This is a genomic window from Pseudomonas fluorescens (assembly GCF_002022275.1).
GTDB lineage: Bacteria > Pseudomonadota > Gammaproteobacteria > Pseudomonadales > Pseudomonadaceae > Aquipseudomonas > Aquipseudomonas fluorescens_AJ.
Map to the genome: position 1 here is coordinate 67004 of NZ_MSDF01000025.1, position 21647 is coordinate 88650.

General features: G+C 60.0%; 24 protein-coding genes. 10 read left to right on the plus strand and 14 right to left on the minus strand.

What is annotated here, in order from left to right:
- Positions 1–32: 32 nt before the first annotated feature.
- Together BFW87_RS19650 and BFW87_RS19655 are read right to left on the minus strand one after the other, a co-directional pair.
- On the minus strand, positions 33–755 hold the full coding sequence (locus tag BFW87_RS19650) for a glycerophosphodiester phosphodiesterase (protein WP_078741390.1): 723 nt from the start codon (positions 753–755) through the stop codon (positions 33–35).
- 43 nt (positions 756–798) lie between these two features.
- Positions 799–1383, minus strand: coding sequence for a PilZ domain-containing protein (locus BFW87_RS19655; protein WP_078741391.1), 585 nt, complete (start codon positions 1381–1383; stop codon positions 799–801).
- A 94-nt stretch (positions 1384–1477) separates the two neighbouring features.
- Between BFW87_RS19655 and BFW87_RS19660 the strand changes: the two genes are divergently transcribed.
- The 3 genes from BFW87_RS19660 (at position 1478) to BFW87_RS19670 (ending at position 4725) form a co-directional block, all read left to right on the plus strand.
- Positions 1478–2728, plus strand: a complete 1251-nt coding sequence (locus BFW87_RS19660) for a lipoprotein-releasing ABC transporter permease subunit (protein ID WP_078741392.1) — start codon at positions 1478–1480, stop codon at positions 2726–2728.
- Positions 2729–2735: 7 nt separating this feature from the next.
- A complete protein-coding gene (gene lolD / locus BFW87_RS19665) occupies positions 2736–3419 on the plus strand; it encodes a lipoprotein-releasing ABC transporter ATP-binding protein LolD (protein WP_017477213.1) in 684 nt (227 codons plus the stop codon).
- A gap of 61 nt (positions 3420–3480) precedes the next feature.
- Positions 3481–4725, plus strand: coding sequence for a lipoprotein-releasing ABC transporter permease subunit (locus BFW87_RS19670; RefSeq protein ID WP_078741393.1), 1245 nt, complete (start codon positions 3481–3483; stop codon positions 4723–4725).
- A gap of 105 nt (positions 4726–4830) precedes the next feature.
- On the opposite strand, the gene BFW87_RS19675 is transcribed toward BFW87_RS19670, so the two are convergent.
- Positions 4831–6177 carry a heavy metal sensor histidine kinase gene (locus BFW87_RS19675; protein ID WP_078741394.1) on the minus strand — a complete coding sequence of 449 codons (1347 nt, stop codon included), beginning with the start codon at positions 6175–6177 and terminating at the stop codon, positions 4831–4833.
- Entirely contained in the window at positions 6174–6854 is a 681-nt protein-coding gene (locus BFW87_RS19680) for a heavy metal response regulator transcription factor (RefSeq protein ID WP_078741395.1), read from the minus strand. Before BFW87_RS19680 ends, BFW87_RS19675 begins: the two co-directional genes overlap by 4 nt.
- Positions 6855–7009: 155 nt before the next feature.
- Between BFW87_RS19680 and copI the strand changes: the two genes are divergently transcribed.
- Positions 7010–7522 carry a copper-resistant cuproprotein CopI gene (gene copI, locus BFW87_RS19685; protein WP_078741396.1) on the plus strand — a complete coding sequence of 171 codons (513 nt, stop codon included), beginning with the start codon at positions 7010–7012 and terminating at the stop codon, positions 7520–7522.
- Between the two features lie 66 nt (positions 7523–7588).
- Positions 7589–8419 (plus strand): NADPH-dependent 7-cyano-7-deazaguanine reductase QueF, encoded by an 831-nt coding sequence (gene queF, locus BFW87_RS19690; protein ID WP_078741397.1) that lies wholly within the window; start codon positions 7589–7591, stop codon positions 8417–8419.
- Positions 8420–8555: 136 nt separating this feature from the next.
- Here queF and BFW87_RS19695 read toward each other — a convergent pair whose 3' ends face one another.
- Together BFW87_RS19695 and BFW87_RS19700 are read right to left on the minus strand one after the other, a co-directional pair.
- Positions 8556–8822, minus strand: a complete 267-nt coding sequence (locus tag BFW87_RS19695) for a DUF4404 family protein (RefSeq protein ID WP_078741398.1) — start codon at positions 8820–8822, stop codon at positions 8556–8558.
- A 110-nt stretch (positions 8823–8932) separates the two neighbouring features.
- Positions 8933–9541, minus strand: a complete 609-nt coding sequence (locus BFW87_RS19700; protein WP_078741399.1) for a phosphatase — start codon at positions 9539–9541, stop codon at positions 8933–8935.
- Between the two features lie 196 nt (positions 9542–9737).
- On the opposite strand from BFW87_RS19700, the gene BFW87_RS19705 reads away from it, so the two are divergent.
- On the plus strand, positions 9738–10427 hold the full coding sequence (locus BFW87_RS19705) for an MlaA family lipoprotein (protein ID WP_078741400.1): 690 nt from the start codon (positions 9738–9740) through the stop codon (positions 10425–10427).
- A 63-nt stretch (positions 10428–10490) separates the two neighbouring features.
- Here the strand turns inward: BFW87_RS19705 and BFW87_RS19710 are convergent, their stop codons facing one another.
- Positions 10491–10787 carry a PilZ domain-containing protein gene (locus tag BFW87_RS19710; RefSeq protein ID WP_078741401.1) on the minus strand — a complete coding sequence of 99 codons (297 nt, stop codon included), beginning with the start codon at positions 10785–10787 and terminating at the stop codon, positions 10491–10493.
- A gap of 276 nt (positions 10788–11063) precedes the next feature.
- Between BFW87_RS19710 and rssB the strand changes: the two genes are divergently transcribed.
- Both rssB and rssC read left to right on the plus strand, forming a co-directional pair.
- Positions 11064–12245, plus strand: a complete 1182-nt coding sequence (gene rssB, locus BFW87_RS19720; RefSeq protein ID WP_078741402.1) for a two-component system response regulator RssB — start codon at positions 11064–11066, stop codon at positions 12243–12245.
- Positions 12245–12727, plus strand: coding sequence for an anti-sigma factor antagonist RssC (gene rssC / locus BFW87_RS19725; RefSeq protein ID WP_003172602.1), 483 nt, complete (start codon positions 12245–12247; stop codon positions 12725–12727). Before rssB ends, rssC begins: the two co-directional genes overlap by 1 nt.
- 200 nt (positions 12728–12927) lie before the next feature.
- Here rssC and tal read toward each other — a convergent pair whose 3' ends face one another.
- From tal to BFW87_RS19740, 3 genes are all read right to left on the minus strand, one after another.
- A complete protein-coding gene (gene tal / locus BFW87_RS19730; protein ID WP_078741403.1) occupies positions 12928–13854 on the minus strand; it encodes a transaldolase in 927 nt (308 codons plus the stop codon).
- A 256-nt stretch (positions 13855–14110) separates the two neighbouring features.
- Positions 14111–15400 (minus strand): MFS transporter, encoded by a 1290-nt coding sequence (locus BFW87_RS19735; RefSeq protein ID WP_078741404.1) that lies wholly within the window; start codon positions 15398–15400, stop codon positions 14111–14113.
- A 65-nt stretch (positions 15401–15465) separates the two neighbouring features.
- The gene (locus BFW87_RS19740; RefSeq protein WP_078741405.1) at positions 15466–16851 is read right to left on the minus strand and encodes a M20 family metallopeptidase; all 1386 of its coding nucleotides are present in this window, start codon (positions 16849–16851) and stop codon (positions 15466–15468) included.
- 120 nt (positions 16852–16971) lie between these two features.
- On the opposite strand from BFW87_RS19740, the gene BFW87_RS19745 reads away from it, so the two are divergent.
- Positions 16972–17856, plus strand: coding sequence for a LysR family transcriptional regulator (locus tag BFW87_RS19745; RefSeq protein WP_078741406.1), 885 nt, complete (start codon positions 16972–16974; stop codon positions 17854–17856).
- A 6-nt stretch (positions 17857–17862) separates the two neighbouring features.
- On the opposite strand, the gene dusA is transcribed toward BFW87_RS19745, so the two are convergent.
- The 4 genes from dusA to BFW87_RS19765 form a co-directional block, all read right to left on the minus strand.
- Positions 17863–18849 (minus strand): tRNA dihydrouridine(20/20a) synthase DusA, encoded by a 987-nt coding sequence (dusA, locus tag BFW87_RS19750; protein WP_078741407.1) that lies wholly within the window; start codon positions 18847–18849, stop codon positions 17863–17865.
- Between the two features lie 176 nt (positions 18850–19025).
- Entirely contained in the window at positions 19026–19268 is a 243-nt protein-coding gene (locus tag BFW87_RS19755; protein ID WP_078741581.1) for a CopG family ribbon-helix-helix protein, read from the minus strand.
- A gap of 152 nt (positions 19269–19420) precedes the next feature.
- Entirely contained in the window at positions 19421–19975 is a 555-nt protein-coding gene (locus BFW87_RS19760; protein WP_078741408.1) for a M91 family zinc metallopeptidase, read from the minus strand.
- Positions 19976–20070: 95 nt separating this feature from the next.
- Positions 20071–20664 carry a LysE family translocator gene (locus tag BFW87_RS19765; RefSeq protein WP_078741409.1) on the minus strand — a complete coding sequence of 198 codons (594 nt, stop codon included), beginning with the start codon at positions 20662–20664 and terminating at the stop codon, positions 20071–20073.
- Positions 20665–20760: 96 nt separating this feature from the next.
- On the opposite strand from BFW87_RS19765, the gene BFW87_RS19770 reads away from it, so the two are divergent.
- On the plus strand, positions 20761–21615 hold the full coding sequence (locus BFW87_RS19770; protein ID WP_078741410.1) for a LysR family transcriptional regulator: 855 nt from the start codon (positions 20761–20763) through the stop codon (positions 21613–21615).
- Positions 21616–21647 lie beyond the last annotated feature (32 nt).

Genomic DNA, 21647 nt, shown 5'->3' on the forward strand with positions numbered 1-21647 from the left:
CCGGTGGCCTGAGCCGGCCGGGGAGACCGATTTCAGTAATTCTCGAGGGTGGCAGTGGCCAAACCGGGAAAGTCTGTAATCAGGCTATCTACGCCGAAGTCGGCGAGCCTGCGCATCAGCGCAGGTTCGTTGACCGTCCACACGGACACGTGCAAACCCTGGCGCTGGGCTTTTTCCAGACGCTCGGGGGTGCACAGCGTCCAGTTCAACGCCAGGTACTCACAGCCGTAGTTTTGCGCGACCTTCAGCGGGTCGAGCCAGGCGTATTCGGCCACCAGCCCGCGCGATAGGTCGGGGGTGAGTTCAATCGCCGCTTTCAATACTTCCCGCGAACTTGAAGTCACGGTGACCTTGTCCATCAGGCCATGGCGCACGGCCATCTCGCGAATCGCCAGCACGGTGGTTGCCGCACGGGTGCGCGAAGCGCTTTTGACTTCCAGCTGCCAGTGATCGAAATCGCACTGCTCAAACAGCTCTTCCAGGCGCGGAATCGGGCACGGCTTGACCCAGCCCGGGCCGCCTTTGCGTGCGTCCATCTTCACCAGGTCCGCCGCCGAATACTCGACGACCTTGCCGCGCCGGTCGGCGGTGCGCTTGAGGGTCGGGTCGTGGATGACCATCAGCTCGCCGTCCATGGACAGGTGCAAATCCAGTTCGCAACGGCGTACACCGTGCTTGAGGCACTCCTGAAAGCTGGTCAGGGTGTTTTCCGGTGCTTCGCCTTTGGCACCGCGGTGGCCGTAAATCAGGGTCACAGTTGCTCCTTTGCGCCAGGTGATCTGGCGGGATAATACGAATTCAGGTGTCTTGGGCGTCGCTTTGTTCGCGTGCCAGGCGCCGTTCCTGGGCTTGTTTTTGCAGGATGTAGCGGGCCAGCAGTTGGCGTTGGGCGTCGGTCATCGATTCGAACTCGGTGCCGACGTCAAAGCCGTCGTCTTTGGGATCGCAGTGAGTGACCCGCGCGCGCAGCAGCAGGCCAAGTGCCTGGGGCATCAGCACCAGCTTGACCGCCAGGTGCGTGTCGGGTGCCAGCGGGGCAGGGTGCTGGAAGTCGATGCCGCCTTCGGAAATGATCACCGGCTGTGGTTCGCCGACCTCGCTCAACAGCCCGCGCGCCATGACCTGGCTGAGCAAGTCCAAGCGTTTATTCTGGACTTTGAGGAAGGCGGCCAGGCTGCGGTCTTTCTCGCTGATCTGGCGCAACAGGTGCTGGGCTTCGAATTCGCTGAGGTGCAATTCGCTGAGCAGATTGAACAGCGGGGAATCATCCAGCAATACTTCCTTGCTCGCCGCGTCGGGCGCGGAAAGCCTGCTGATTTGGAGTGCGATCATGTCGTCGATACGGTAGTATTCGCGGCGTTCTTCTTCATCTAATGTCGACATGGCGAACCCCAGGTAACGGTAATGGTCAGAGTGTAAAGCTGCTTACCAGACCCCGCCACCGGGACGTCTTCTTTTCCTCCGAACAAGCCCCGACATGTTCAGACCTCTCTTCGTATTTATCGGCACGCGTTATACCCGTGCAAAGCGCCGCAATCATTTTGTGTCGTTCATTTCCTTGACCTCGATGATCGGGCTCGCCTTGGGCGTGGTCGTGATGATCGTGGTGTTGTCGGTGATGAACGGCTTCGATCATGAGATGCGCACCCGTGTGCTGGGCATGGTGCCCCACGCGACCATCGAGGGCGATTCGCCTATCAGCGATTGGCCAAGCCTGGCCGACAAGGTCAAGCAGAACCCCAAGGTGGTGGCCGTCGCGCCGTTTACCCAGATGCAGGGGCTGCTGACCAATGACGGCAAGGTGCAGAAAATCCTGCTCAATGGCATCGACCCGGCCCAGGAACACAACGTGTCGATCATCGACAAGTTCATGTTGCAGGGCAAACTCGACGATTTGGCGCCCGGCAGCTTCGGCATCGTCATCGGCGACAAGGCCGCGGCCAAGCTCGGTGTGAACATCGGCGACAAGCTGACCTTCGTTGCGCCGGAAGTCACCGTGACCCCGGCCGGCATGTTTCCGCGCATGAAGCGCTTTACCGTGGTCGGCACCTTCCATGTGGGCGCCGGCGAAATCGACGGCTTCCTCGGCCTGACCAACCTCACTGATCTTGCGCGCCTGCACCGCTGGAAGCCGGATCAGGTGCAGGGCCTGCGCCTCAAATTCAACGACCTGTTCGACGCGCCGCGTACCTCGTGGGAAATCGCCCAGCACCTCGGCGAATCCCAGTACTACGCCCGCGACTGGACTCGCACCCACGGCAACCTCTACCAGGCCATCCGCATGGAAAAAGCCATGATCGGCCTGCTGTTGCTGCTGATCGTTGCCGTGGCGGCGTTCAACATCATCTCCACGCTGGTGATGGTGGTGAACGACAAGAAGGGTGACATTGCCATCCTGCGCACCCTGGGCGCCACGCCGGGGCAGATCATGGCGATCTTCATGGTGCAGGGCACCGTGATCGGCGTGGTCGGCACCTTGATCGGCACCGCCGTCGGCATCCTGGCGGCGCTGAACGTCAGCGCCGCCATCGCCGCGCTGGAAAAAGTCATCGGTCACAAGTTTCTCAACGCCGACGTTTACTTCATCGACTACTTGCCGTCCCAGGTTCAGGCCCAGGACGTGTTGATGGTAGGCGGCGCCGCGTTGGTCCTGAGTTTCCTTGCCACCCTGTATCCAGCCTGGCGCGCGGCACGTACCCAGCCAGCACAGGCCTTACGTTATGAGTGAATCGGGCATGAGTGAAAAAGCAATCCTGAGCTGCCGCAACCTGGGCAAATCCTACGAGGAAGGCCCGGAATCGGTGGTGGTGCTCTCAAACCTGCAGCTGGAACTGCACCCGGGCGAGCGCGTGGCGATCGTCGGCAGTTCCGGTTCCGGCAAAAGTACCTTGCTGAACCTGTTGGGCGGCCTTGATACGCCGTCCCAGGGCAGCGTCTGGCTGGCCGGCGAAGAACTGTCGGCCCTCGGTGAAAAGGCCCGTGGCCAACTGCGCAACCGTTCGCTCGGTTTTGTGTACCAGTTCCACCACCTGCTGCCGGAATTCACCGCGCTGGAAAACGTGTGCATGCCGCTGTTGATCGGCAAGACCGCGATTCCGGAAGCCCGTCAGCGCGCCAAGGCCCTGCTGGAGCGCGTCGGCCTCGGTCACCGCCTGGAACACAAACCGGCTGAACTGTCCGGCGGCGAGCGCCAGCGTGTGGCAATCGCCCGCGCCCTGGTCAACAACCCGGGTCTGGTGATGCTCGACGAGCCGACCGGCAACCTCGACTCCCACACCGCCCAGGGCATCAAGGACTTGATGCTGGAACTGAGCACCCAGATGCGCACCGCGTTCCTGGTGGTGACCCATGACATGAGCATGGCCCGCCAGATGGACCGCGTGTTGCACCTGCAGGAAGGTCATCTGGTCGCCATCTGACCCGTTTCAAGCCCGGTACTGTGGTACCGGGCTTTTTCATTTTTTCCAACGGTGCCCGCGAATGTTCAGACCGTTATCGATTTTCATCGGCACGCGCTATACCCGCGCCAAGCGCCGCAACCGTTTTGTTTCGTTTATCTCGATGACCTCGATGATCGGCCTCGCCCTGGGCGTATTGGCAATGATCGTGGTGCTGTCAGTGATGAACGGCTTTCAGCGCGAAATGAGCTCGCGCATCCTCGGCATGGTGCCCCACGCGACCATCGTTGGCGTAAACCCGATCGACAACTGGCAGCCCGTGGCCGACGCCGCGATGAAGAACCCGGAAGTCACCGCCGCCGTCCCGTTCACCCAGATGGACGGCATGTTCTCTTACAAAGGCGCGATGCAGCCGATCGAGATCAGCGGCGTCGACCCCGCCCAGGAAGGCAAGGTCTCGATCGTGGCCCAGCACATCGTGCGCGGCAAACTCGATGACCTGAAACCGGGCGAGTTCGGCGTGGTGGTCGGCGACATTACTGCGCGGCGCTTTCGGCTGAACGTGGGCGACAAACTCACCCTGATCGTGCCGGAAGTCAGCAGTGCGCCGGGTGGCATCACCCCGCGCATGCAGCGCTTGAACGTGGTCGGCATCTTCAAGGTTGGCGCAGAGCTGGATGGCTCCATGGCCTTGATCCACATGGCTGATGCGGCTGAAATCCAGCATTGGCAGCCGAACCAGGTGCAAAGTGTGCGCCTGGCGGTGAAAGACCTGTACGCAGCGCCGAAGGTGTCAGCGGACATCGCCGCCAGCCTCGGCGCAGCCTACAAGCCTGACGACTGGACCCACACCCAGGGCAGCCTGTTCAGCGCGATGAAAATGGAAAAAACCATGATCGGCCTGCTGCTGCTGATGATCGTCGCTGTGGCCGCGTTCAACATCATCGCGACCTTGATCATGGTGGTGAACGACAAGGGCGCAGACATCGCGATTCTGCGCACCATCGGCGCCACGCCCCGGCAGATCATGGCGATCTTCATGGTGCAGGGCACGGTGATCGGTATCGTCGGCACCCTGATCGGCGGCGTGCTCGGCGTGATTGCAGCGCTGAACGTGAGTGAACTGGTGGGCTGGCTGGAGCGCGTGACCGGGCAGCATATCTTCAGTTCGGACGTGTATTTTGTCAGCAACTTGCCTTCGGAACTGCAAGGCGGCGATGTGCTGCTGATTTGCACGGCGGGGTTTGTGTTGAGCTTTTTGGCGACGCTGTACCCGGCGTATCGGGCGGCGAAGATTGAGCCGGCGCATGCCCTCAGGTATTCGTAGCATTTAAGACCGCTATCGCAGGCAAGCCAGCTCCCACATTTGGACTGTGAATACATTCAAAATGTGGGAGCTGGCTTGCCTGCGATAGGGCCGGTACAGCTTGCATCAATCTACCTTGGGCAACTCAATCACAAACCGCGTCCACCCCACCTGCGACTCACAATAAATCCTCCCCCCATGCGCCCGCACAATCGACTGGGTAATCGCCAACCCCAGCCCCGCGTGCTCGCTGCTGCCTTCATGGCGCGCCGGGTCTGCCCGGTAAAAACGGTCAAACAACCTCGGTAACAACTCTGGCGGAATGCCTTCCCCGGTGTTTTCTACGCAAAGCCTCACCCCATTCTCAAGCCGCACCCGCACCTCGCCGCCCGCTGGCGTAAAGCGCAGCGCGTTATCCAGCAGGTTCGACAGCGCCCGACGCAACATGCCGCGATCGCCCGTCGTGTGGGCCGTACCCTCGCGAACAAGACCGACCTGCGCGTCCTCCGCCAGCAGCGCAAAAAACTCCAGCAACGCATCCACTTCATCCTCCAGCGCCAACGCTTCGCGCTTGGGCGTCAGCAAACCGTGGTCGGCCTTGGCCAGGTACAACATGTCATTCACCAGTTGCGCCATCCATTGCAGTTCTTCGAGGTTGCTGTGCAGCGCCTCGCGGTAATCCTCCAGCGGGCGCGGTTGGGTGAGGATGACCTGGGTCTGGGTCAGCAGGTTCGACAGCGGCGTGCGCAGTTCATGGGCGATGTCGGCGGAGAACGCCGAGAGGCGCTGGAACGCATCGTCCAGACGGCCGAGCATGGCGTTGAAGGTCTGGGCCAGTTCAGCCAGCTCCACCGGCATTTGCTGTTGGGGCAGGCGCTGGGTCAGGGAATGCGCCGACACACCGGCGGCCACTTCACCCATACGCCGCAACGGCCGCAGCCCGCTGCGTGCAGCCCAGGCGCCGAGCAGCGCGGTGGCCAGGGCTGACAAACCTACCGTGAGCCAGATCAGGTGTTGCATGCGTTGCAGAAAGTGTTGGTGATGGGTGATGTCGAGCATCAGGCTCAGTTGCGGCGAGCTGGGTTGGTCGGGCTGTAGCAGCACGTTATACACGCGGTATTCGGTGCCGGCGTTTTGCAGGCTGTGCAGGCCGGGCGCCTCGGGCAGCGTGACGCCAGGCGCAGCGTCATACCATCGCTGGCCGCCCGCCGTGATGCGCAGGGCCAGGTCGGGCTGGCGATTGAGCTCGGTGCGCAATTGCGCTTCACGCTGGGCGAACAGCTGCGGAGTGTCCACGCCCTGCAAGGTGCTGCGCAGCGCCACCAGCTTGCCGTCGAGCAACTGTTGGTCCAGTTCGACAAAATGCGCCTCGCTGGCGTGGTTGAACAACACCCCGGCAATCAACGAAACCACGGCGGTGCAGGCGGCAAACAGCAGTGCCAGGCGGCTGGCCAGGGACAGGCGCTTGATCAATTGAAACGCTCCTCCAACACGTAACCCATGCCGCGCACGGTGTGGATCAGCTTGTTGGGATAGTTGTCGTCGACTTTCAGGCGCAAGCGGCGGATTGCCACTTCGATGATGTTGGTGTCGCTGTCGAAATTCATGTCCCACACCTGGGAGGCAATCAGCGACTTGGGCAGCACCTCGCCCTGGCGGCGCAGCAGCAGTTCCAGCAGGGAGAACTCCTTGGCGGTGAGGTCGATGCGCTGGCCGTCGCGTTCGACGCGGCGGCGGATCAGGTCCAGGCGCAGGTCGGCCAATTGCAGCGCAGTTTCCTGCGGCGCGCTGCTGCCACGGCGCAACAGGCTGCGCACTCGGGCCAGCAGTTCGGAGAAGGCGAAGGGCTTGACCAGATAATCGTCGGCGCCGAGTTCCAGGCCGTGCACACGGTCTTCCACGGCGTCACGGGCGGTGAGGAAGAGCACCGGGATGTCCAGGCCTGCGCCGCGTACCGCCTGGAGGATTTGCCAGCCATCACGGCCGGGCAACATCACGTCGAGGATCAACAGATCGTAATCGCCGGTCAGCGCCAGATGCTGCCCCGTGCTGCCGTCCGCCACCAGTTCAGTGGTAAAGCCAGCCTCGGCCAGGCCCTGGCGCAGGTAGTGGCCGGTTTTCGGTTGGTCTTCGACAATCAGCAATTTCATGGGCAGCTCTTGGCAACAGGTGACGAGGGGCTTTATACCGTGGGTATCTGCGCCAGGGCGCAAGCTGACAAAGTTGTAATCTAGCAGTCAGCTGGCTGGCAGCGGCTCGATCTTAGAGTGCTTCCCAAGCGTGTTACACACTTTGGAGAATAGAAATGGCTTTGCGTAACCCCCTGTTGCTGGCGGCGTGCCTGCTGGCGTTGAGTTTCGATGCGGTGGCTGATGCGGCCCACACCTATGCGTTCGGCCAGCCGGCGCCGGCGAACAAAGCCACGCGCACCGTGGAAGTGACGTTGCAGGACATTTCCTTTTCGCCCAAGTCCCTGGACGTCAAAGCCGGTGAGACCGTGCGCTTTGTGCTGGTGAACAAGGGCCAGTTGCTCCACGAATTCAACCTGGGTGACGCGGCGATGCATGCCGAACACCAGAAGGAAATGTTACAGATGCAGGCCAGCGGCATGCTCACTGCCACCGGCATGGGCCCGATGGACCATGCCGCCATGGGCCATGGCGCGATGAAACACGATGACCCCAACAGCGTATTGGTCGAGCCCGGTAAAACCGCCGAGTTGACCTGGACGTTTACCAAGGCCACAGGCCTGGAGTTTGCCTGCAACATTCCCGGGCATTATCAGGCGGGGATGGTCGGTAAGCTGACCGTTGAGTGAGGCGATTCTTAAGGGCGGGGGCAAAGGCTGGTAGACTGGCGCGGTTTATTTAGCCAGGTTTCCGCCATGCATCCCGCAGCCGAACATTCGCCGCTGGGCAAGTCCAGTGAATACATCTCCACTTACACCCCATCGTTGCTGTTCCCGATTCCGCGCGCCGCCAAGTGGGCCGAGCTGGGCCTGAGCGCCGAGACCCTGCCTTACAAGGGCGTGGATTTCTGGAACTGTTTCGAACTGTCCTGGCTGCTGCCGTCGGGCAAGCCGGTGGTGGCCATCGGTGAATTCAGCATTCCGGCCGACTCGCCGAACATCATCGAGTCCAAGTCCTTCAAGTTGTACCTCAACTCGCTGAACCAGACCGCGTTTGCCGATACGGCAAGCCTGGAAGCGACCCTGCGCACCGACCTCAGTGCTGCCGCCGGCAGGCCTGTCACCGTGCGTATCCGCAGCCTGGCGGAGATCGAGGCGGACGGCGTGATGGCGTTGCCGGGTACGTGCATTGATGACCTGGATATCAGCGTCAGCAACTACGAGCACCCGCGCCCGGAACTGCTGCGTTGCGATGATTCGCGTGTGGTGGAGGATAGCGTGCACAGCCACCTGCTCAAATCCAATTGCCCGGTCACCAGCCAGCCGGATTGGGGCAGTGTGGTGGTGGAGTACCGTGGGCATGCGCTGGATCACGCGAGCTTGCTGGAATATATCGTGAGCTTTCGCCAGCATTCGGATTTTCATGAACAGTGTGTGGAGCGGATTTTTCTCGACCTGCAGCGGTTGCTCAAGCCGGAGAAATTGACCGTGTATGCGCGGTATGTGCGCCGCGGTGGGCTGGATATCAACCCGTATCGCAGTACTGAAGATGTGGCGTTCCACAACGTGCGCCTGGCCCGTCAGTAGCCATCACCCAAATTAAATGTGGGAGCGGGCTTGCTCGCGAATGCGGTGTGTCAGTTAAGAATCTATCGACTGACACACTGCATTCGCGAGCAAGCCCGCTCCCACATTTGGGTTTTGTGTTTGCTTGGGATTTGGATCAGATCCCGATATTGCCCAAGGTGATCATGATATTGCGCAATGTCCCGGAAATGACCGGGTGCTCATCGTCGAACTCAATGGCTGCCTTATTCACATCGTCGGAGATGCTGGGTGTTTGAGTGGCCGGCTCAAGTTCAAGTTGCAGTTCAAACTTGGCAATCAAGGCTTCCAGCGCTTCACGTTTTTCTTCCGAAAGCGGCGGTTCCTGTTGCAACTGCCCGCGCAGAATCTCGACCTGTTCTTCCAGTTTTTTGCGATCAGGCATGACGTGTTTCCTTTTATCGATAGGCACTGGCATAGACCACGGCACGCCGCGAAAGGTCTACGAGCTGACCTGTAGATTAATCCACCGGCGCGCTCAGTGCATGATCTCTATCAGGGCTTCTCGCCTTTAAGCTGGCGCAGGCTGATATCCGCCAGGCACGTGCCCAGCTCGCCGAGGTGGTCGATCACCGAGTGCACACCCAACCCATACAGCGCCACCGTGGCTTTGCCGCGCTTATGTTCGCGTTGCTGCTCGGTCAGCGCCTGCCACGCCTCAGGCGCCAGGCCGCACAGCGAGCCGCAAGAGGCGAGGCCGATGGTCCACATCCCGGCATTCAGGCCGGCTTGCAGCAGGCGCGGCTCGCCGCTGACCAATACGCAGCCTTCCAGGCGTTCGATGTTCAATTCCATCAAGGCCTGCCAGCAGGCATGGGGCGCCGGCCAGCGGATGGAGGAGGGTGAGGCGGCCTTTAGCCAGTCCGGCAGGACGGCGGCCAGCGGGGTGGTGACGGAAACGGGGAGTTCATCCAGCCAGGCGCAGGGCACGCCCTGGTCCTTGAGGCTGCGTAAAATTTTCAGCGCGCCGGGGGTGGCTTGGGCGTCGGGGGAAGGTGAGTCGGTGCGCGCCCGGGAACCGAAATCCACCAGGCAGCCACTCAGGCCAAACAGCACAGCAGTCAAAGCGGGGGCGCTGGCGACGGCAATTTCGGCGTTAGGCATCTCGACATCCCTGAAATAGCTCTGACGCTATATCGCCAGGATGACAGGCGCATGACACCTACAGGTAATTGTAGGAATTTTGTGCATTTTGCATCTGACGTTTCCTACTGGCTGCCTAATTTGACACTTCCGTCATATACTCACGTTCTTATTCAGGGCATAGCGCCCATGACAGACCATTCTAGGAGCCAAAGCTATGCGCTGGAGCCACTACTTCGCTCAGCTATCTGTGTGTGCCACCGTCCTGCTGGCGCCGTTCGCCGCCCAGGCCGCGTCTGAAGATGATCCATGGGAAAGCGTCAACCGCCCGATCTTCACCTTCAACGACACCGTTGATACCTACGCCCTCAAGCCATTGGCCCAAGGCTATCAGTTCGTCACCCCGCAATTCGTGCAGGACGGCGTACACAACTTCTTCCGCAACATCGGCGACGTCGGCAACTTTGCCAACGACGTGTTGCAGCTCAAGCCGCACGCGGCTGGCGTCGACACCGCGCGCCTGCTGGTGAACACCACCTTCGGCGTGCTGGGCTTTATTGATGTCGGCACCAAAATGGGCCTCAAGCGCAATGACGAAGACTTCGGCCAAACCCTCGGTTACTGGGGCGTCGGCAGCGGTCCTTACGTGATGCTGCCGTTGCTCGGCCCAAGCACCCTGCGTGATGCGCCGTCCAAATACGTCGACAGCTACACCCAACCGTACCGTTACATGAACGATATCGGCTGGCGCAACAGCACCTTCGGCCTGAACATCGTCGACACCCGTGCCAGCCTGCTCGACAGCGAGAAGCTGATCACTGGCGACAAATACACCTTTATCCGTAACGCTTACCTGCAGAACCGTGAGTTCAAGGTCAAAGACGGCAAGGTTGTAGACGACTTTTAAGCCGTGACGTTTTGAAATGAAAAAAGGCGACCTCAGGGTCGCCTTTTTTATGCGTGCGATTTTTTAGTGCATTTTCAAGATCTTGAGGCCCAGGTGCTGACGCTCGCCTTCGTTCCTGGCCCACACCACCTCGGTGTCTGCCTCGAGGCCGGCGAGGGCGGCGTGTTCGGAGTCGATGCGCACCGTCAGTGCGTCGCCCACCTGAAACTGGCGCGGTGCTTCAACCTGCATGCCGGAGCTGGAAAGGTCCACGCAAACCCCCGCAATCTCTTGCCCGGCGTGGATCAGCGACACATCGGCATCCACGCGCATGCGGATGAAATCGCGTTTTTCGGCGTAGTCGCGCTCATGTTCGCTCATCGGTTCCATCCTCACTTTGTGTTGTGGTTGTGTCTGTTCTTATAACTCCCGGTGATTTGCGGTGTAAAGACGCCCGGCGACCATCGGCATGAGCTTGAAACCCCTGACGGATGGGAGTACCGTCTGCGCCTTAGAAGGGCACCTCTGCTTTACCGTTGTGCGTAGGCCAAAAGCCCGCGCTTTGTAGGACAGAGAGGCTAGAAAGCGAATCCAGTACGTGAGCCCGGCCATTGCCGAGCCGCCTACGCCAACCTAATTCTGGCGCCGTTTGCCCACATGCAAAAAACCAGTGCCACGCTGCTGATAATCGATGACGACGAAGTAGTGCGCGCGAGCCTCGCGGCCTATTTGGAAGACAGTGGCTTCAGCGTCCTGCAGGCCAGCAATGGCCAACAGGGTCTCCAGGTATTCGAGCGCGACAAGCCCGACCTTGTGATCTGCGACTTGCGCATGCCCCAGATGGGCGGCCTTGAGCTGATTCGCCAGGTGACCGAGCTCGCCCCGCAGACGCCGGTGATTGTCGTGTCCGGTGCCGGTGTGATGAACGATGCCGTCGAGGCCCTGCGCCTGGGCGCCGCCGACTACCTGATCAAGCCCCTGGAAGACCTGGCCGTGCTGGAGCACTCCGTGCGCCGCGCGCTGGACCGTGCACGCCTGCTGGTTGAAAACCAGCGTTACCGCGAAAAGCTCGAAACCGCCAACCGCGACCTCGAAGCCAGCCTCAACCTGCTCCAGGAAGACCAGAACGCCGGTCGCCAGGTGCAGATGAACATGCTGCCGGTCAACCCGTGGACGGTCGACGAGTTCAAGTTCGCGCACCAGATCATCCCGTCGTTGTACCTGTCGGGTGATTTTGTCGATTATTTCCGCGTCGACGAGCGCCGCGTAGCGTTCTACCTGGCCGACGTCTCCGGCCACGGCGCTTCATCTGCTTTTGTCACCGTGTTGTTGAAATTCATGACCACACGGCTGTTGTTTGAATCCAAGCGTAATGGCACCTTGCCGGAGTTCACCCCCTCCGAGGTGCTGGGCCACATCAACCGGGGCTTGATCAGCTGCAAACTGGGCAAGCACGTAACGATGGTCGGCGGCGTGATTGATGAAGAAACCGGTCTTTTGACCTACAGCATCGGCGGTCATCTGCCGATGCCGGTTTTATACACTCCAGACAGTGTGCGCTATCTGGAAGGGCGTGGTTTGCCGGTGGGCTTGTTCAATGAGGCCACCTACGAAGACCACATCCTGGAATTGCCGCCGACGTTCAGCCTTACGCTGATGTCCGACGGTATCCTGGACCTTCTGACAGAGCCTACACTCAAAGAGAAAGAAGCTGCCTTGCCCCAAAAGGTCAAGTCAGCGGGCGGCAGCCTGGATGGCCTGCGGCAGGTTTTTGGATTGGCCACGCTAGGGGAGATGCCGGATGATATCGCCCTATTGGTGTTGAGCAGGAATCTTTGATGAGTACCGGAAGAATCCAATTCGCCGAGCAAGACGGGACCTTCGTCCTGAAGTTTGTCGGTGAAGTGCGCCTGACCTTGTGTTCAGCGCTGGATGCGACGATTGAGCGGATCTTCACAGCGCTGAACTTCTCGGCGATCGTGATCGATCTGACCGAAACCCGCAGCATCGATAGCACCACCCTTGGGCTGTTGGCCAAGTTGTCCATTCTGTCTCGGCAGAAGGTCGGCCTGTTGCCGACGGTTGTCACCACCCACGAAGACATCACCCGTCTGTTGCAATCCATGGGTTTTGACCAGGTGTTTAACATCGTTGACCGCCCGATCCCCTGCCCGGAATGCCTGACCGATCTGCCTTCCCAGGACCAGTCCGAAGAAGTGGTACGGGTCAAGGTGCTGGAGGCGCACAAGATCCTGATGGGGCTGAATGAGTCCAATCGTGAAGCGTTTCACGACCTTGTGAATGCTCTCGAGCGCCACTGATTCATTAACTGTTGGAACACAGTCAAATGTGGGAGCTGGCTTGCCTGCGATAGCGGTATGCCAGCCACCTATTCAATATTGACCCACCGCTATCGCAGGCAAGCCAGCTCCCACACTTTCAACGGTGACCGGCTTGAGATCAGCGACCACAAAAAAGGGCGGCACCCGCAAGGGTGCCGCCCTTTTTGCTACCGCCTGCCTTACAACTTGGCAGTCAACAGCGCCTCCAGCTTCTCCTGGTCCCGAGCAAACTGACGAATCCCCTCCGCCAGCTTCTCAGTCGCCATCGCGTCCTCGTTGGACTCCCAACGGAACTGCGCTTCCGTCAAATGCACCCGCGCTTCACCGGCGTGGCCTGGAGCCAGTTTGCGCTCCAGCTTGCCTTCATCCGCCGCCAGCTTCTCCAGCAGGTCCGGGCTGATGGTCAGGCGATCACACCCGGCCAGCTCTTCGATCTGGCTCAGGTTACGGAAGCTCGCACCCATCACCACGGTCTTGTAGCCATTGGCCTTGTAGTAGTTGTAGATGCGCGTCACCGACTGCACACCCGGGTCATCGGAACCGGTGTAGTCGTTGCCGTTGGCCTTCTTGTACCAGTCGTAGATGCGGCCCACGAACGGCGAAATCAGGAACACGCCCGCTTCAGCACAGGCCACGGCCTGGGCAAACGAGAACAGCAGGGTCAGGTTGGTCTGGATGCCTTCTTTTTCCAGCTTCTCCGCCGCGCGGATGCCTTCCCAGGTGGAGGCGATCTTGATCAGTACGCGGTCGCGGCCAACGCCGGCTTTGTCGTACAGGTCGATCAGACGGTGCGCACGCTTGAGAATGGCGGCTTCGTCGAACGACAGGCGGGCATCCACCTCAGTGGAAATGCGGCCCGGTACTACTTTGAGGATTTCTTGACCTACCGCCACCGCAAAACGGTCGCTGGCCAGGCCTACGTCACCGTTGCAGTCCTTCACGGCCTCGTCCAGCAGCTTGGCGTATCCTGGGATCGAAGCGGCCTTGAGCAGCAGGGAAGGGTTGGTGGTGGCGTCTTGTGGCTTGAGCTTGGCGAGGGTGGAAAAATCGCCGGTATCGGCTACGACGGTGGTGAATTGCTTGAGTTGTTCCAGCTTGGAAGTCATGGGCGTGCTCTGTCCTGTGGGTCTGATGACATTACCCGAGCGCCGACAGGCGCTCAAGGGCGCAAATGCGTTCGATCGTTTGCGAGGGCAACATCCTGAAAACAGCCGTTTGAAACACCGGCCTACCTGCTCAATAGGAGGCCAATTCGGCCAGCAGGTTCAACCCAACTGCCACCCAGCCAACGCCATCCCCTGTGGGAGCTGGCTTGCTTGCGATAGCGCCAGCAGCATCACCGCTGCAATCACAGGGACTGAGTTACGACAACTTCAGCTTGCGCTTGGCCACCCACAAGGCACTGATGCTAAGCGCCGCGGCCAGAATCAGATAAAAACTGGGCGCCAGCTGCGACCCCGTCAACGCAATCAGCCCCGTGGCAATCACCGGCGCAAAACCACCAAAGATCGTCACCGACAAGTTGTAACTCAACGACATGCCCGTCACGCGGGTCCGGATCGGGAACACATCCGCCATCAGTGAGGCCAGCGGTGCGAAGTAAACGGCCTTGATCAGCGCCATCATCGAGACAACGAGCAACAACGACGTTGCACTCGGCACTTTGTTCAGCCAGACGAAGGCCGGAAAGATACTCAGGATGTAGATGCACGAGGCCCAGAGCATGATCTTGATACGGCTGACGTACCCGGCGATAAAACCCACAACAGGCGTCACCAACGTCAGGATCAGCCCGCCGGTCAGCGTCGCCAAAAAGCCCGACGACTGTGGAATGTTCAACGTGGTTGAGGCGTAGGACGGCATGTACTTCATCATGAAATTGGAGGCCGTCGACACGATCAGCACGCCCATGGCCACCAGCAGCAATGTTTTCTGGGAAACAAGCACCTCCCTTAACGGCTGCGAACCTGGCTCGCTCTCCTTGAAATCAGGCGACTCATCCACCGTTCGGCGGATATAAAGCCCCACTGGGCCCAGAATCAAACCAAAGAAAAACGGCACCCGCCAACCCCACTCGAGCATCTGATGATCATCCAGGTAGGTCGTCAGGAAATAGCCGAACAACGAGGCGATCACCACGCCAAAGCCTTGACTCGCAAATTGCAGGCTCGCAACAAAGTTTCGGGTCTTTTGCGGGGCGTGTTCCATCATGAACGCGGTTGAGCTGCCGAACTCACCGCCGGCGGAGAAGCCCTGCAGCAGGCGTGCAAGCAGAATGCCGAGGGGCGCGATGATCCCGACAGCGGCATAGCTGGGCATCACCGCGATCATCGCCGTGCCGATCAGCATCAGCATTATGGACAGGCTCAAGGCTTTCTTGCGGCCCTGCCGGTCGGCATAGGAACCCAGCACCGCTGCGCCCAGTGGGCGGATCAGAAACGAAATGCCAAACGTCGCGAAGGCCAGAAACAGCGACACTGCCGGGTCTGCAGCCGGGAAAAATACCTTGCTGATGGTCAACGCAAAATAGGCGTACACCGACAGGTCAAACCACTCAAGGGTATTGCCGATCAAGGCGGCGCCGACCGGTTTCCATAGGGGCTTGGCCCGTTCAGTTACAGGTGTGGCGGGGGTGGACGACAACGCTGTCATGTTCGACGCTCCTGGTTTTTGTAGTGTGTGAGCGGCAGATAAAAAGTGGATCAAGGCCCTGTTTTTCAGGCGCGGGTTTGCGCTCTATCGCCCAGTTCCCAGAACAGCGCGGTCATGATTTCCAGGCCTTCCAGCACCACCGAACCCAGCAGATGTTCATCGGGCGCATGTTGCGAGCAGCCGGGGTAGGAATGCGGGATCCACAACGTCGGCAGCCCCAACACATCCGCGAAAATATCGTTGGGCAGCGTACCGGCAAGGTTAGGCAATACGGCGAGCTGCCTCGGTGTGGTGTCGCTGATGACTTTTTTCGCGAAGCGTACCCATGGGTTGTCCGGGTCCAGCCGAGTGCTGGGCGTGCAACGATCCATCACGATGTTGACGCCGTGGAAGCCCGCAGCATCCAGATGCTGGCGCAGCAGGGCCTCGAGATTCTTCCAATCTGTGCCGACCACAAAGCGCAATTGGCAATGCGCAATCGCCGACGGTGGAATGGCATTCACCGGCTTGGCCGGGTTGCCCGCCGTGAACGCGAGGATTTCCAGGGTATTCCAGGCAAACAGCCGTTCGCCCAAGGTGAGGCCCGGCTCACCCCAATCCACATCCAGGGCGCGGCCGAGGGAGTGTTGATGGATGCCCAGGTCGTGGATGGCTTCGCGCACCGCGTCGGGGATGGAAGAGGGCACCAGCCCCCGGCACAAAATACGGCCGTTTTGGTCCACCAGGCTGGCCAGCGCGTTGGCCAGTACCACGGCCGGGTTGGACATCACGCCGCCCCAGTTGCCAGAGTGCAAACCCTTGTCGCGCGCCTGCACCTCAAGGGAAAACAGTGCTGAGCCGCGAGAACCGAGAAAAATCGTCGGGCGGCTGTCACTCAGGCGCGGGCCGTCCGATGCGATAAACACATCGGCTTGCAGCAACTGCCGATGCTCCGTGCACGCCTCACGCAATCCGGGCGAGCCACATTCTTCGCCGGTCTCAAACAGCACCTTGACGTTAAACCCCAAGCGCCCTTCGCGCGCCTTGATTACCGCCTCCAGCGCCGTCAGGTTAATGCTGTGCTGGCCTTTATTATCGGCGGTGCCGCGCCCATACCAACGGTCGCCTTCCACCGTCAGCACCCACGGGTTCAGCCCTTCGCGCCACTGCTCGGCGTAACCGAGCACCACGTCGCCATGCCCATAGGTCAGCACCGTCGGCAGGTCCGCGCTTTCATGGCGCGAAGCGAACAGCAGTGGCCCCGCGCCCTTCGGATTCTCAAGGGCCTGGCATTCAAAGCCCATCCGCTCCAGGACCGGCCGTATTTCCTCCTGCAGGTAACGCGTCAATTCCGGCGCCTGGCCGGGGGCCTGGCTTTCACTGCGAATGGCGACGCGGCGACGCAAGTCGGCCTCGAAATGGCCGTCGGTGAAGGCGTGGCGAGCAGTGGCGAGCGCGTCTTGCTTGGACATAACCGTTCCAATAAAGGCTGAAAGATTCAGGCCAATATAGAAGTCGCCCATCGCACTGTATATTGCTGTTTTTTGAAGACTGGCTTCTAATTAATAGAAGCCTTTATGAGCGCAAAACCCATGGACTATCGTTACTTTCTGGCCGTGTTTGATTCAGGTTCACTGGCCGCCGCCGGTGAGCGCCTGCACATCGCCCCCAGCGCGGTCAGTCGCCAGATCGCCCTGCTCGAGGAAAGTATCGGCATCCCCCTGTTCGAGCGTCGACCACGGGGCATGGAGCCGACAGCGGCGGGCAACGCGCTGGCCCACCACGCCAGGCGCGCCTCGCTGGAAGAACAGTCCCTGCTGTCGGAACTGCGCGGCGGTGACTATCCCGGTGCGCGCATCATTCGCCTGGTCTCGACAGAGGGGCTGTCGCGGTATTTTCTGCCGACCGTGTTGATCCAGCATTACACGCAACACCCGGATTTCCAGTACGTGCTGGAGGTGATGTCACCGTTCGAATGCGCGGAGAAAGTCAAACGCGGTGACGCCGACGTCGGGCTGACGTTCAGCACAGAACCCACCGAAGGTGTCGAAATCCTCTATTCAGGCCGCTCGGCGATACGCGCGATCATGCGCGCCGGCCATCCGCTGTCGACGCACAAGCAACTGCCCCTGCGCGCGCTCGCGCCGTTCCCCTTGGCGCTCACCCCCAAAGGCACGACCCAGCGGCAGCTATTCGATTTGGTTTGCGAAATGGAAGGGCTGGCCTTCAACCACGTAATGACCTGCAACTACTCCGGAGCCATCCACGAATTTGTCCGCCACACCGACACCGTCGCGCTGGGCGGTGCCATCAGCCAACGGGTCAATGGCAGCGATGACCTGGTCTCGGTGCCGCTGACCAACCCCCGGTTTGCCGACCGCTCCATTCAAGTCCTGACCATGCCCAAACGCACACTGCCACCCTCATTGCAGCGGTTTATCGAGACCTTGATTGCCTGTCTCAAGGCCGTCAACTGAGCGGAGTTACCGACCTTCCAGCAACGCTCCGGCCTGATCCAGCAAGGCTAGAGGATCACTGGCCTTGTGAATATCCACCGACAACAACTGCCGAAACTTGCGCGCCCCCGGGAAACCAGTACCCAGCCCCAGCACATGCCGCGTGATGTGATGCATCGTCCCGCCATCGGCCAAATGCTCAGCAATATAAGGCCGCAACTGCGCCAACGCCTCGGCCCGGCTGATCACCGGCGCCTCACTGCCAAACAACTGCTGATCCACCTCAGCCAGCAAATACGGGTTGTGATAAGCCTCCCGGCCCAGCATCACCCCGTCAAACGTCTGCAAATGTTCCTGGCACTGCTCCAGCGTCTTGATCCCGCCGTTGAGAATGAACTCAAGCTCAGGGAAGTCCTGCTTCAACTGCGCCGCCACGTCATAACGCAACGGCGGAATGTCCCGATTCTCCTTCGGCGACAACCCCTCCAGAATCGCAATCCGCGCATGCACCATAAAACTGGTGCAGCCTGCATCCCTCACCGTCCCGACAAAATCACACAGCTCGGCATAACTGTCCCGCCCATTGATCCCGATGCGATGCTTCACCGTTACCGGAATCGACACTGCATCCCGCATCGCCTTCACGCAATCCGCCACCAAGGCCGGGTGCGCCATCAAAATCGCGCCGATCATATTGTTCTGCACCCGGTCGCTCGGGCAGCCGACGTTCAGGTTCACTTCGTCATAACCGGCCGCCTCAGCCATGCGCGCGCACGCGGCCAGGTCGGCGGGGACGCTGCCGCCCAGTTGCAACGCCAGCGGGTGCTCGGCTTCGTTGTGACGCAGGAAACGCTCGTGGTCGCCGTGGAGGATCGCGCCGGTGGTGACCATTTCTGTGTAGAGCAGGGCGTGTTTGGAGAGCAGACGCAGGAAGTAGCGGCAGTGGCGGTCAGTCCAATCCATCATGGGGGCGACGGAGAAGCGGCGGGAGAGTGGAGCGGCTTGTAGGGGCATGGAGGAATCTGAATTGGCGAGGCGAATGGGGCGCAGTTTATCAGGGATGGGTGTTGGGTGTGGGAGAGGCGCTCCCCACTTTGAGCGGGGACGTAGCCGTGTATGGAATTCGCCGAGAATTTGCAGACGATTAGCTAGCGTCAATAGAGGATCAGACAAGGCATTTTAGAACTCCCTCAGCCAGCATTCGGGCTCCAGCACCTAGCACGTATCGCGGCCACTTCGCCCTCGGTGGCGAGTTTGCCTTGGTCGGCATCCTTCACAGCCAGCTCGATTTGAGCGGTCAGCAATCCTTCATGCTCGGTATAGTCACGAAGAACGTCCGTCGCCAGGTAGGTCGTGGTTTGGCCTTTTGTTTTGGCCAAGTCGGCGAGAGGGTTGGACAGGTCTTCAGGCAGGTTCAGGGATATTACAGTCATGGTGGCCTCGATCATGGGCGGTGATGGGGCACCTTACACCGTGGCGCGCTGGCTTGAATCAGCAGGTTGTCTAGAGGTGTACCCGGAAGTAATTCTCTCGTTGTGCCTCTTTAGCCTGTAATCCAACACATTGGGTCTGCCCCGATATCCATTCACCTCGAATAAGCATTACGCCGCGGCAAACTATGTTCCGCACGAATGCTGTTCTCACTGAATTTCTTACTCGCCGAATCACCAATCCCCGTCGCGCGGGTTTCTTCCTTAATGTTGCTGCCGCCCAGGTAAGTACCGCGCAGAATGCGATAGGCATGCACCAACTCGTGGGCCAGGCCAATGAAACTCGTTGAGTCGTCCTGATAACTCATCCCCGTCGGAATCCCTTGGGCGTTCAGCGCAAGGCTGGAGTAAGGGTTCCAAGTCACTTCGACACTCGTACCGGGCCCCTTGAAAATCCACTTCTTCAACGCATCGGTTGCATTGCCCACGGAGGCGCAGGTGTTTGCGGTCTCTGAATAGTCGCTGGCGATAGCAACGACCTTGATGTGTTTACCGGTGCTGGGGCCGCAGAGTTCGTTGATTTCCTTGAGCAGGTCGCGGCCCGTGTTTCTCGACTCGATCGTTTGCAGCGCTGAAATCAGATGGTTCATAAACTCCAGGCTGGCTGATTCCAGGGTGATGTTCGGGAAAGAGCTGTAGTTTTGGATCATCACCGCTGTTCCTTATAAGCATGAAATGTCTACTGGAATAACACGTGCGTGCGACCCTTTATTCCATTAGGCGATGCGGCGGCAGTGAGGGGGCTCTAGATCCAGATCGGCACAATAGACGCCACCAGCAGCGCCCCCAACAGCCTGTTCAGCACCCGCCATTGCCGTTCGCTTTTCAGCTGCCGCGACAGCGCCAGCCCGGCGCCGCACCACAGCGCCAGCGAACACATGCACGACACGCCAAACACCAGGCTCAGCAGCAGCGCCAGCGACGCCGGGCCCTGTGTCAGCGAAGCAAAAGACGCGGCAGCACTGAGCGTCATTGCCCAGCCTTTGGGGTTTTGCAAGAGCATCCAGATGCCCGTCAGAAAGCTCGCAGGTTGTTCGCTGACCGTAGCGCTGCCCGGTTTTCCTCGCTTGGCGATCTGCCAGGCGAGCCACAGCAGATAAAGCGACCCCATCAGTTTCATCGCCAATTGCAGCGCTGGAGCGGCCAGGATCAGGCTGCCGAGCCCGCCAGCTGCGGCTACAGCCATCAGTGCCAGACCGAACGAGATGCCCGCCAACAGTGGAAGTGAGCGCACCCAACCGAAGTTCGCGCCGGAGGCCGTGGCCAATGTGGTTGCGCCGCCGGGGCTGAAGGTGGCGACCATCACGAAGAGTAGAAGGGGGAGTATTGAGCCAGGCATCACGAGATTCCTTAAGAGGTTCTCGACTTAATAGCTCGATGCCACGTAGCATTAAAGCTAATGTTTATGATGCTTTAAATTAGGAAAGCTAATGCTATGCAGACGCTCGACTTGGTACTCCTGCGCAGTTTCATCGTAGTCGCCGAAAAACGCAGCATGACAGTGGCTGCGCAGCACCTGCACGTGAGCCAGGGCGCGGTCAGCCAGCAGATCCGCCGACTGGAAGAAGTACTGGGCGCAGCATTGTTCATCCGCGATCGTCGCACGCTGCGCCTCGCGCCACTCGGCGAGCGCCTGTTTACCAAGGCCCAGCAAATGCTCGCCCTCAACCAGCAGATTTTGGCGGAGGTAAAAGGCAGCACCCTTCAAGGGCGAGTGCGCCTCGGCGTGCCTTACGATCTCGCCGGCGATTGGATTGCGCCAATCCTCAAAGCGTTTATCGAAGCGAATGCGCAAGTGGAGCTGACACTCAAATGCGCCTCATCGGTAGAGCTGAGAGCGGAAGTCGACAAAGGCACGTTGGACCTGGCAATCATTGAAGAAGCCGCCGCCAGCGCCAGCGGCGAATGCCTGGTGATTGATCGCCTGGTATGGGTGGGCGCCAGTGGAGGCACGGCTTACCTGAATGAACCGTTGGCGGTCTCCCTCGTCGCCGAGACCTGTGCATTTCGCGAGCCTGTGATTGCGGCTTTGGACGGGCAGGACCGACAGTGGAAGATGGTCTTTGATAACGGCAACCTTGAGACCACACGAGCGATGGTGGGCAGTGACCTGGCCGTGTCGGCGTGGTTGAAGTCGGCGGTACCGTTGGGGTTGGAGGTATTGCCTGCGCAGGCGCAATTGCCGGAGCTGCCGCCGTTTGTGATTTCGTTGGTGAGGGCGAAAGGGACGGTGAGTGGGGCGGTTGGGGAACTGGTGCGGGGGATTCGTGAGTATCTGGATCAGGCGTGACTTTATCCCTTTTCCAGGATGCGCTTGGGGCG

What these genes read in the sequence shown, in the direction of transcription:
- BFW87_RS19760 (WP_078741408.1), bottom strand. Translation starts at nt 19,975, where the DNA reads ATGATCCAAAACTACAGCTCTTTCCCGAACATCACCCTGGAATCAGCC.
- BFW87_RS19745 (WP_078741406.1), top strand. Translation starts at nt 16,972, where the DNA reads ATGGACTATCGTTACTTTCTGGCCGTGTTTGATTCAGGTTCACTGGCC.
- BFW87_RS19660 (WP_078741392.1), top strand. Translation starts at nt 1,478, where the DNA reads ATGTTCAGACCTCTCTTCGTATTTATCGGCACGCGTTATACCCGTGCA.
- BFW87_RS19705 (WP_078741400.1), top strand. Translation starts at nt 9,738, where the DNA reads ATGCGCTGGAGCCACTACTTCGCTCAGCTATCTGTGTGTGCCACCGTC.
- BFW87_RS19700 (WP_078741399.1), bottom strand. Translation starts at nt 9,541, where the DNA reads ATGCCTAACGCCGAAATTGCCGTCGCCAGCGCCCCCGCTTTGACTGCT.
- copI (WP_078741396.1), top strand. Translation starts at nt 7,010, where the DNA reads ATGGCTTTGCGTAACCCCCTGTTGCTGGCGGCGTGCCTGCTGGCGTTG.
- lolD (WP_017477213.1), top strand. Translation starts at nt 2,736, where the DNA reads ATGAGTGAAAAAGCAATCCTGAGCTGCCGCAACCTGGGCAAATCCTAC.
- queF (WP_078741397.1), top strand. Translation starts at nt 7,589, where the DNA reads ATGCATCCCGCAGCCGAACATTCGCCGCTGGGCAAGTCCAGTGAATAC.
- BFW87_RS19710 (WP_078741401.1), bottom strand. Translation starts at nt 10,787, where the DNA reads ATGAGCGAACATGAGCGCGACTACGCCGAAAAACGCGATTTCATCCGC.
- BFW87_RS19765 (WP_078741409.1), bottom strand. Translation starts at nt 20,664, where the DNA reads ATGCCTGGCTCAATACTCCCCCTTCTACTCTTCGTGATGGTCGCCACC.
- BFW87_RS19755 (WP_078741581.1), bottom strand. Translation starts at nt 19,268, where the DNA reads ATGACTGTAATATCCCTGAACCTGCCTGAAGACCTGTCCAACCCTCTC.
- BFW87_RS19740 (WP_078741405.1), bottom strand. Translation starts at nt 16,851, where the DNA reads ATGTCCAAGCAAGACGCGCTCGCCACTGCTCGCCACGCCTTCACCGAC.
- BFW87_RS19695 (WP_078741398.1), bottom strand. Translation starts at nt 8,822, where the DNA reads ATGCCTGATCGCAAAAAACTGGAAGAACAGGTCGAGATTCTGCGCGGG.
- rssC (WP_003172602.1), top strand. Translation starts at nt 12,245, where the DNA reads ATGAGTACCGGAAGAATCCAATTCGCCGAGCAAGACGGGACCTTCGTC.
- rssB (WP_078741402.1), top strand. Translation starts at nt 11,064, where the DNA reads ATGCAAAAAACCAGTGCCACGCTGCTGATAATCGATGACGACGAAGTA.
- BFW87_RS19680 (WP_078741395.1), bottom strand. Translation starts at nt 6,854, where the DNA reads ATGAAATTGCTGATTGTCGAAGACCAACCGAAAACCGGCCACTACCTG.
- BFW87_RS19670 (WP_078741393.1), top strand. Translation starts at nt 3,481, where the DNA reads ATGTTCAGACCGTTATCGATTTTCATCGGCACGCGCTATACCCGCGCC.
- tal (WP_078741403.1), bottom strand. Translation starts at nt 13,854, where the DNA reads ATGACTTCCAAGCTGGAACAACTCAAGCAATTCACCACCGTCGTAGCC.
- dusA (WP_078741407.1), bottom strand. Translation starts at nt 18,849, where the DNA reads ATGCCCCTACAAGCCGCTCCACTCTCCCGCCGCTTCTCCGTCGCCCCC.
- BFW87_RS19655 (WP_078741391.1), bottom strand. Translation starts at nt 1,383, where the DNA reads ATGTCGACATTAGATGAAGAAGAACGCCGCGAATACTACCGTATCGAC.
- BFW87_RS19735 (WP_078741404.1), bottom strand. Translation starts at nt 15,400, where the DNA reads ATGACAGCGTTGTCGTCCACCCCCGCCACACCTGTAACTGAACGGGCC.
- BFW87_RS19770 (WP_078741410.1), top strand. Translation starts at nt 20,761, where the DNA reads ATGCAGACGCTCGACTTGGTACTCCTGCGCAGTTTCATCGTAGTCGCC.